At 68.5% G+C, this 2,158-nt stretch carries 3 protein-coding genes; 1 reads left to right on the forward strand and 2 read right to left on the reverse strand.

The genetic code is table 11. From position 1 onward, the window contains the following. On the reverse strand, window positions 1–312 hold a 312-nt coding region (locus VMJ70_12635), incomplete at its 3' end, for a hypothetical protein (GenBank protein ID HTO91970.1). Window positions 313–470: 158 nt separating this feature from the next. Beyond that, window positions 471–1,319 (reverse strand): methyltransferase domain-containing protein, encoded by an 849-nt coding sequence (locus VMJ70_12640; protein HTO91971.1) that lies wholly within the window; start codon window positions 1,317–1,319, stop codon window positions 471–473. Between the two features lie 59 nt (window positions 1,320–1,378). Here VMJ70_12640 and VMJ70_12645 point away from each other — a divergent pair. Further along, window positions 1,379–2,158, forward strand: a 780-nt coding sequence (locus VMJ70_12645) for a LysR family transcriptional regulator (protein HTO91972.1), incomplete at its 3' end; no start/stop codon positions are given.

The raw sequence follows: 2,158 nt of genomic DNA on the forward strand, positions 1-2,158 counted from the left end.
CACGCTGCTGCCCAGCGGCAGGGAGGGCGAGACGGCGAGCGTGAGACTGTCACCGGTGGCGCAGCTGGCGCACTGGCATAACAGCCGCACGGCTGGCCCCGGGCCACCCTGGTGCGGCAGGTCGAGCACGTTGACGACCGCGACTATCCCGATCGCACTGTAGGGGCGCACCGCGCCGTTCGCGTAGAAGTCGCAGTAATCCCCCGCACAGCTTTGGCTGGTGTTGACGGTCGGCGGGTCGAGGCATCCACAGATCGCACCCGACAGGGCAATGATCAAGACAGCGACGGCGATTTGGAATCGGCGGCCCATGACAGATCTCCAGATTGAGGTTGCGGCTCAAACCCCAGCTGATTCTCCGCCCGGATATTCGCCAACTCAACGACAAACCGTCCCCACAAGCTCGTCGCGAACCCCTGAAAGTTCGGCCAGCCAAAACGTCGAACTCAATCGTGGAAGAAGAATGCGCGCTACTTTCGTCCACACGCGCAGAGCGAGGTCGCAGTGAGCCGGAGGCGGCCGCCGCTCATGAAGGGCCGCGCGCCCTCGGCGACGTCGTCATGGAAGCTCCGGCGCTGCCGGTCGTCGAGCGCGGCGACCCGCGCCTTCCACGCGAAATCGCCGAAGATCTGGAGATACTCGGCAACTGAAGCGCACTCGAAGATCGCCGGCACGCTCTCGATCCGCACGCCCGAGAAGCCCGCGTCTTCGAGCAGCCCGCGAAGCAACGGCGCCGAAGCCAGCCGGAATGGGCCGGGCGCCTCGGGATCAGGCGGCTGAAGCGCGAGGTGGTGCTCGGCAGCCGCCCGAATCACGGTGAAGAACGGGCTCTTCGCGGGTTCATCCCAGACCGCGACCGTGTAACAACCGCCGGGCGCCAGCACACGACGGGCCTCGGCCACGGCGCGCGCCGGAACCGGGCAGAACATCAGGCCGTACGCATGGGTCACGACATCGATCGACGAGTCGTTCAGGCGCAGCGTTTCGGCGTCCATCTCCACGAAAGAGAGGTTGGTCAGGCCTCGCGTCTTCGCGAGGCGCGCGGCGACCGACAGCATGGCGGGCGACAAATCGGTCGCGGTGACGCGGCCATGGCGCAGATCCGCTGCCGCGGCGAGCGCCGGATAGCCCGCGCCGCTCGCCAGATCGAGCAGCCGCGTGTTCTCGTTCCAGCCGGAAGCCACACGCAGCCAGCCGGTAACGGGCTCGAAGTTCCGCTCGGTCCATTCGAGCCAGGCTCCCCAGCCCTCGGCCACTTCGTTCCAGTGCGCCCGCTGCTGGTCCTTCGCCTGCGTTTCGCTCTGCGCCTGCGTGCTCATGCGATTGCGCTCCTCTCGCGCTCCTCCCGTCGGTGGGGTCACGACGGCGAGAGTACGCGATGGCCGTTCCGCGGCCAGTGCATAATTCGCATTTCCAGTGTGCAATAATGCACATCATGGACTGGGATGCGTTGCAGGCGTTCCTGGCGGTCGCACGCACCGGGCGGGTCTCGACCGCCGCGCGGCGGCTGGGGGTCGAGCACACCACCGTGTCACGCCGGATCTCGGCGCTGGAGGCCGAGCTGGGCGTCCCGCTCTTCTATCGCACCACCGGCGGCTATCTGCTCACGGTGCACGGCCAGAACGCGGTGGCGAACGCCGAAACGATGGAGCGCGCTGCGCTCGGGCTCGCGGCGCGGGCGCGCGAAGGAGCTGGGGCCGTGGTTGGAAGCGTTCGCCTTGCGCTGGCGCCGGAGTTCGCGTCGCACTGGCTTGCGCCGAAGCTCGCCCAGTTCCGCGACCGGCATCCGGGGATCGCGCTTCAGCTGCTGGTCGGCACGCGTCAGCGCAACCTCGCGCGAGGCGAAGCCGACCTCGCGATTCAATCCCCGAAGCCGCGCCAACAGGGCCTGCTCGCGGTGCGCATCGCCCGCACCACGCTCGCGCTCTACGCCGCCCGCAAGCTCGCCGCGGGCGCTCGGCGACGGGTGACGAACGTCGAGTCGCTGCGCGGGGCCCCGTTGCTCGTCTACACACCGCAGTTCCGGATGCTGCAGGAGGCGCCATGGTTTCAGGAGCTGCTCGCCGGCGCTCGCGTGGCGCTCGAGACCAACAGCACGCACGCACTGCTGGCGGCGGCCCAGGCGGGTGCAGGTTTCGCCGTTCTGCCTCGCTTCGTC

It is taken from the genome of Candidatus Sulfotelmatobacter sp., from assembly GCA_035498555.1.
Classification (GTDB): Bacteria; Eisenbacteria; RBG-16-71-46; order RBG-16-71-46; family RBG-16-71-46; genus DATKAB01.